The organism is Aeromonas sp. 600724, from assembly GCF_049175135.1.
Classification (GTDB): Bacteria; Pseudomonadota; Gammaproteobacteria; order Enterobacterales; family Aeromonadaceae; genus Aeromonas; species Aeromonas veronii_A.
Map to the genome: position 1 here is coordinate 155769 of NZ_JAAKUM010000012.1, position 6849 is coordinate 162617.

Annotated in this window: 8 protein-coding genes; 4 read left to right on the top strand and 4 right to left on the bottom strand. The window is 60.5% G+C overall.

What is annotated here, in order from left to right:
- Window positions 1–43: 43 nt before the first annotated feature.
- Window positions 44–289 carry a YecH family metal-binding protein gene (locus G5168_RS13005; RefSeq protein ID WP_005357633.1) on the bottom strand — a complete coding sequence of 82 codons (246 nt, stop codon included), beginning with the start codon at window positions 287–289 and terminating at the stop codon, window positions 44–46.
- Window positions 290–498: 209 nt separating this feature from the next.
- Between G5168_RS13005 and G5168_RS13010 the strand changes: the two genes are divergently transcribed.
- On the top strand, window positions 499–1782 hold the full coding sequence (locus G5168_RS13010; protein ID WP_203119382.1) for a dicarboxylate/amino acid:cation symporter: 1284 nt from the start codon (window positions 499–501) through the stop codon (window positions 1780–1782).
- A gap of 11 nt (window positions 1783–1793) precedes the next feature.
- Here the strand turns inward: G5168_RS13010 and G5168_RS13015 are convergent, their stop codons facing one another.
- Both G5168_RS13015 and G5168_RS13020 read right to left on the bottom strand, forming a co-directional pair.
- On the bottom strand, window positions 1794–2108 hold the full coding sequence (locus G5168_RS13015) for a DUF2007 domain-containing protein (protein WP_005339933.1): 315 nt from the start codon (window positions 2106–2108) through the stop codon (window positions 1794–1796).
- Between the two features lie 9 nt (window positions 2109–2117).
- Window positions 2118–3020: a LysR family transcriptional regulator gene (locus tag G5168_RS13020; protein WP_139433146.1), complete on the bottom strand. Its 903-nt coding sequence runs from the start codon at window positions 3018–3020 to the stop codon at window positions 2118–2120.
- 96 nt (window positions 3021–3116) lie between these two features.
- Between G5168_RS13020 and G5168_RS13025 the strand changes: the two genes are divergently transcribed.
- Together G5168_RS13025 and G5168_RS13030 are read left to right on the top strand one after the other, a co-directional pair.
- A complete protein-coding gene (locus G5168_RS13025; protein WP_021231553.1) occupies window positions 3117–4169 on the top strand; it encodes an HlyD family secretion protein in 1053 nt (350 codons plus the stop codon).
- Entirely contained in the window at window positions 4169–5722 is a 1554-nt protein-coding gene (locus G5168_RS13030; protein WP_227341808.1) for a DHA2 family efflux MFS transporter permease subunit, read from the top strand. The genes G5168_RS13025 and G5168_RS13030 overlap by 1 nt, the downstream gene beginning before the upstream one ends.
- Before the next feature lie 77 nt (window positions 5723–5799).
- On the opposite strand, the gene G5168_RS13035 is transcribed toward G5168_RS13030, so the two are convergent.
- Window positions 5800–6426 carry a lysoplasmalogenase gene (locus G5168_RS13035; protein ID WP_113740353.1) on the bottom strand — a complete coding sequence of 209 codons (627 nt, stop codon included), beginning with the start codon at window positions 6424–6426 and terminating at the stop codon, window positions 5800–5802.
- Between the two features lie 187 nt (window positions 6427–6613).
- Here G5168_RS13035 and G5168_RS13040 point away from each other — a divergent pair, with 187 nt between their 5' ends.
- Window positions 6614–6757: a hypothetical protein gene (locus G5168_RS13040; RefSeq protein ID WP_162182404.1), complete on the top strand. Its 144-nt coding sequence runs from the start codon at window positions 6614–6616 to the stop codon at window positions 6755–6757.
- The last annotated feature ends 92 nt before the right edge of the window (window positions 6758–6849 follow it).

Consider the following 6849-nt stretch of genomic DNA (forward strand, 5'->3'; position numbering starts at 1 on the left):
GGGCGAAGAATTGAGCGAGCGCCATGATGCGCTCGCAGCGGGATTAACCGTGGTTACAGATCTTGTCTGCGCGGGTCTGGAAACCCTCAGCCGAGTCGATGAATTTGCCACGAGCGGCCAGGAAATCGATCAGCGCTTCCGCATCCATCTCGCTGGCACTGCAGGTATGAAAACGGGCCTCGGCACCGAACCGTTCGGCCATCGCCTGTTTCAGGCTGGCACGGGTAAATTGCCCCCCTTGTGCCAACATCATCTCCATCACTTCGTGACCATGAACCGATTGCGACATCTCTCACCTCAATAATGAACATATTTAATGCCAATTAAATATCTCCCCGCCCGGAGGGATCTTGATATAGGCCAATAAATTGCGCATTACCTGGTCAGGGGAGTGGTCACCGCCACCGCTTTGTCGATAATGTGGCAACCCGCGTCAGGGATCGCTACACTGGCGCCCCTTTTTGGCCATCGCAGACAATGTATAAGGATATTGGCGTCATGCTGTTCCATGGAGAGGCTCTCAAGCCCTGGCAGATCTGGACCCGCCGACCACTCTGGCTCAAGACCCTGATCGGCATGCTGACAGGGGTGGGTCTGGGCGTCAGCTTTGAAGAGCAAGCCCTGTTGCTCAAGCCCCTTGGCGTCTTGTTCGTCAACACCATCCAGATGCTGATGGTGCCTCTCATTTTCTGTTCGGTCATCGCCGGTCTCACCTCGCTGCTCAAGGGCAAGGCCCTCGATCGCATCGGCAGCAAGGCGATCTGCCTCTACTTCTGCTCCACCGCCATCGCCATCTGCATCGGCCTGATGATGGGCTGGCTGCTGGAACCCGGCATGGGTGCCGACATGGGCCCCTATGAGCGGGTCGGTATGTCGGAACCACCCACCCTGGCCAGCGTGCTGAGCCATCTGGTGCCGAGTAACCCGGTACAGGCGATGGTGGATGGCAAGATCCTGCAAGTGATCGTCTTTGCGGTGGCGCTGGCGGTCGCCCTCAATGCCAGCGGTCGCCGTGGCCGCCCCGCCATCCTCTTCTTCACCTCGCTGGCCGAGGGGATGTTCAAGCTGACCCAGATGGTGATGGCGCTCGCGCCTTACGGTGTCTGCGCTCTGATGGCCTGGATGACCGGCAAGTACGGTCTCGACCTGCTGCTGCCGCTGCTCAAGGTGATCGGCGCCGTCTACCTCGGCTGCCTGCTGCACGTGCTCGGGGTCTACAGCACCCTGCTGCTCCTGCTGGCACGGCTCAATCCGCTGCACTACTTCAAGAGCATCGTTGATGCCCAGGCGGTTGCGTTTACCAGCAGTTCCAGCAACTCCACCCTGCCCATCAGTCTGGCCTGCGCCGAGAAGCGGCTGGGAGTCTCTCCCGCCATCACCGCCAAGGTGCTGCCCATCGGCGCCACCATCAACATGGATGGCACCGCCCTCTATCAGGGAGTGACAGCGCTGTTCGTAGCTCAGGCATTCGGGGTGGATCTGCACATGGTCGATTATCTGACCATCATCAGCATCGCCACCCTGGCCAGTATCGGTACGGCAGGTACCCCTGGCACCGGGTTGATGCTGCTGACCCTGACCCTGACAGCGGTGGGCTTGCCGCTGGAAGGGGTGGCACTGATTGCAGGCATTGACCGGATCCTCGACATGGCGCGCACCACGGTCAACGTATCGGGGGATATTCTGGTGTCGGTGCTGATCGCCCGCAGCGAAAACGAGCTGGATCTGGCGACCTATCACGATGCCAGCGCAGGGGAAGATATCGAGTTCCCGCCGCGCTAGCGGAAGAGAGATCAGCTGTCGTGGGGATCGTGATGACAGCGCCAGCAGACGTCGAAGTTGGCGCCGTTCTCCTCCCCGCACTGGCCGCACAGCCAGCCGTTACCCTGACGCTGCTGGTAACGCTCGATGACCCGTCCTGCCTTGCTGCGATCCTCGGCCCGCACCATCAGGGTCACCTGCAACATGTCGACCGGCAGTTCGCCAAGGGCGCCAGACAGCCCCTCGCCATTGAGGCGCACCAGCACCCCTTCCGCCTCCAGCGCCCCTTTCAACGCGTGCGCCTCCAGGGTGTGTGAGGCGCGATAGAGATTGATCCAGTTATCCATAGCTCCCCCTTACAACAACTTGTCGATGCCAAACTCAGCGCCGTTCTCAATCATGAAATCGATGAATGCCCGCAACTTGCGCGGCATCAGTTGCCGCTCCGGAAACAGCAAATAAATTGGCACCCTGGGTTGCTGCCACTCTGGCAGCAGGATCACCAATTCGCCGCTGGCCAGCTCATCCTGACAGAGCATAGCGGGTAACGAAGCCAACCCCAGCCCCGCCTTCGCTGCCTCCCGGGCACAGGTAATATTATTGACCCGAAAACGGGATGGGGGGTCAACCAGCACCTCTCTGCCATCCAGCTCGAAACACCAGTGAGAGGCGAGAAACCCGCTGCTCACCGTCACCCGCTCGTGGTTGGCCAGATCCTCCGGCCGCTCGATGACCGGGCTGCGGGCCAGATAGTCCGGGCTGGCACAGAGCAGCCTTCCGGTGCTCCAGAGTCGGCGCGCCGCCAGATTGGAGTCGCTCATGTCGCCAATCCGCACCACCGCATCCAGCCCTTCACTGATGGGGTCCACCACCCGGTTGGTCAGCTCCAGCTCCACCTGCAGGGCGGGATAGGCCTGCAAAAACTTGGCGACCAAGCGCCCAACCACCAGTTGCCCCGTTTCGATGGGCACCGCCAGTTTGAGGGTGCCGGTTACCTCCTGCTGGCTGGCGCTCAGCATCAGCTCGGCTTCGGTCAGGGCATCGACCGCCTTGCTGCAGTGCAGGTAGTACTTCTCCCCTTCCTCGGTCAAAGTGAGCTGACGAGTGGAGCGATAGAGCAGACGCACACCGAGCCGCTGTTCCAGCTCGGCGATCCGGCGGCTGACCATCGCCTTGGTCATCCCCAGCTCGCGGGCGGCCGCCGTAAACGAGCCCTTGTCGACGATACGCACCAGAATTAACGCGGCATTGAGATCCATTGTTGCACCAGTGAAACTGTATATCTCGTGAACCAATACTAATCGAAACAGTTGACCAGTGTTAGCCTGCGCCCCTTAAGTTCAGGAATCACAAAAATGAGTCAACACAAAAAAATTCCCCTGCTGGCAGCCATGATATTGGCGCTGCTCGGTCTGCTGTTCGCCGGTTACTGGTATCTTCACGGCCGCTATTTTGAAAGCACCGACAACGCCTATCTGCAAAGTGAAGTGACCGGGATCAGCTCCAAGCTGCCCGGCTATATCCGCGAAGTGCTGGTCACCGACAACCAGCCGGTCAAAGCGGGCCAACTGATCGCTCGTCTCGATGATCGCGAATACAAAACCAGGGTCGCGGAGGCCGAAGCCGACCTGCGCCTCAATCAGGCGACGGCCGAAAATTTGGCCGCCACCCGCACCCAACAACTGAGCCTGATCCAGCAGGCCGAGGCCAAGGTCGCCTCCGCCAATGCTGAACAGCTGCGCGCCAGCCAGCAGGTCAACCGGATCAGTCAGCTCAACCAGCGCCACTACAGCTCGCAAGACAGTCTGGACGAGGTGCGAGCAGGCCTGCAGGTCAATCAGGCGCAAGCCCGGGAGGCCCAAGCCGCCCTGCAAGCGGCCCGTGAGCGACTGCTGGTACTGGATGCCGAACGCAAACAGAATCTGGCCAAGCTGGCATTGAGCGAAGCGCAACTGGAGCAGGCCAAGCTGGAGCTCGGCTACACCGAGCTGCGGGCGCCTGCTGACGGCATCATTGGCAAGCGCAGCCTGCGGGAAGGGCTCTACGTCCAGTCCGGCATGCAGGTCGCCAGCCTGGTACCGCTGCAGCAGGTGTGGGTCGAAGCCAACTTCAAGGAGACCCAGCTCGCCCATATGCAGCCGGGCCAGAAGGTCGAAGTGGTGCTCGATGCCTACCCGGATCAACCGGTCGAGGGGATCATCGACAGCCTGGCCCCGGCGACCGGCGCCAAGTTCGCCCTGCTGCCGCCGGAGAATGCCACTGGTAACTTCACCAAAATCGTGCAGCGGGTGCCGGTAAAGATCCGCATCCCCGAGCCAGGTCCGCTGGCAGGCAAGCTGCTGCCGGGTCTCTCCACCGAAGTGATCGTGGATACCCGCACTCCTGAGCCCGTGGTGGCTGCCAACTGATGGAACCCATTCCACGTCGCAACTGGATCGCGGTCATGGGGGGCCTTATCGGCGCCTTCATGGCCATCCTCGATATCCAGATCACCAATGCCTCCCTGAAGGATATTCAGGGGGCCCTGTCGGCCACCCTGAGCGAGAGCTCCTGGATCTCCACCTCCTATCTGGTGGCGGAGATGATCGCCATCCCCCTGAGCGGCTGGTTGAGCCGGGGGTTGAGTGTGCGCCGTTACCTGCTCTGGACCACCGGTGCGTTTATCGCCGCCTCCGTGCTCTGCTCGTTCAGCTGGAACCTCACCAGCATGATCGTCTTCCGGGCGCTGCAGGGCTTCACTGGCGGGGCGCTGATCCCGATGGCCTTCTCCCTCATCGTCACCCTGTTGCCGTTACAGAAGCGGGCCACCGGCATGGCGCTGTTTGGCCTCTGCGCCACCTTCGCCCCCGCCATCGGCCCAACCCTCGGTGGCTGGCTCACCGAGCAGATGTCGTGGCACTACATCTTCTATCTCAACGTGCCGCCGGGACTGCTGGTGATGGCCATGCTGGCCCACGGGCTTGATAAAAAACCGGTGGACTGGGCCGTGATCAAGCGGGTAGACCTCATCGGCATCGTCACCATGGCGCTTGGCCTCGGCCTGCTGGAGGTGGTACTGGAAGAGGGCAACCGGGAAGACTGGTTCGGCTCAAGCTTCATCGTGCGACTGGCAGTCATTTCGGCGGTGGCGCTGGTGTTCTTCGTCATCAGCCAGCTGATCCGCCGTCACCCGCTGGTCAATCTGCGGCTGCTGCACAACCCGCGCTTCGCGCTGGCCTGCTTCGCCTATCTGATCCTCGGCATGGCGCTGATGGGATCTATCTATGTGCTGCCGCTCTACATGACCCAGATCCACAACTACAACGCGCTGGAAATCGGCGAAGTCCTGATGTGGATGGGACTACCGCAACTGCTGGTGCTACCGCTGGTACCCAGGCTGACCCACAAGATAGACCCGCGCTATCTGGTGAGCTTCGGCTTCCTGATCTTCGCCGTCAGCTGCTTTATGAACGTCAACATGAGTGCCGACTACGCCGGGCCGCAGCTGATCCAGTCCCTCATCGTGCGGGCGCTGGGGCAGCCCTTCATCATGGTGCCGCTCTCCCTGGTCGCCACCGCCAGCCTGAGCCACGACGAGATCCCCTCCTCCTCGACCCTGCTCAACGTGCTGCGCAACCTCGGTGGTGCGTTCGGTATCGCCATCATCGCGACCCTGCTCGACAACGATACCCGCACCCATGTGCTGCAGATTGGCAGCACTCTGGCCGCCAGCAGTATCGAGGGGCAGAGCTATCTGCTGCAACTGGCCCAGAGCATGATGGCGCAGGGTTCAGGCCCCGAGATTGCCCAGCAGCAAGCCCACGCCATGCTGGCCAATACCATCAACCGGGAAGCGGCCATCATGGCCTACAACCAGGTGTTCTACATCATGGGGATCTTCCTGCTGATCGCCAGCGCACTGATGCTGTTGCTCAAATCCCCCGCCCCACGGGCTGCGGATGCCGAACCGCTAGAGGCGTGAAAAACGCCGGGCATAAAACGAAAAACGGGCCAATGCCCGTTTTTCGTTATCTGTTACCTGCACTCAACCAGAAGGCGTTATCCCGCCAGCGACCCCGCGATCAGGAATTGCGCTGCGAAGTAGCTACTCATCACCCAGGCGCGGGCGTGGGGAAAGGGGTGGCGGAAGCGATCGAGCGCCAGCATGCTGTCGGAGAAGAGGAACATCAGCGCCCCCACCAGAGCGGCGGCCGAACCGGCAGTGAGAGAGGCGTGCCAGGCACCGGCGGCCACCCAGGCCATGCCGATGATCACCAGCATGTAGCAGAAGACCGGGATCCGCATCTCCCCCAGCTTGCCCCACAGCAGGCCGAATACCATGCCGGCGATCAGCAACAGCAGCAAACCATCCACCAGATTGAGCAGCAATGGCCCCTGGGCAAAACCGACGATATAGCAGAGATGCGCGACAAGAAATGCCGCCAACCCCTGAATGAAGCGATCGCTTGGCAACATCAGCAGCACATCGCCCGCCAGCGAGAGACAAAGGCCGAGCAGGATCCAAGCGTGTGAACCATCGTGGTCATAACTCTGGTAGCCGAACGCCAACGCGATGATAAGCAGCATGGTAAGCGGCTTGCTGATATAGAACTGGCGGCAGTCTGAACCGTAGGCAGCACGGATGTGCCACCAACCTGAAGCGATGATCAAGAAACTCAATAACATGCCCTGCTCCTCACCTGTTGCTCGCAGTCATACGGCAACCGTTTTTATCATGGTGCAGGGTAACAAATTCCCTACCCCAGTGGCAGGGGTGCTGATCAAATGGACAAACTAAGCCTAAAGTCTAATTGCCGCACCGAGTGGTTCAGGGCATAAGTGACGGGTCTGGAGGATCACCATGGAAGAAGCTATGAAAAACTATCTGCCCGCCATCGATATCATGATGTGCCATCTGGGGATCAGCTTTGAGCAGGCCTGCGAACAACTGGGTCTCAGCCAGCAGGAGCAACAGGCACTGGATCAATTGCAGCAACAGCAGAGCCAAGCCAACTAAGCCCTCCCGTTATTGGATATCATGATGTGCCATCTGGGGATCAGCTTTGAGCAGGCCTGCGAACAACTGGGTCTCAGCCAGCAGGAGCAACA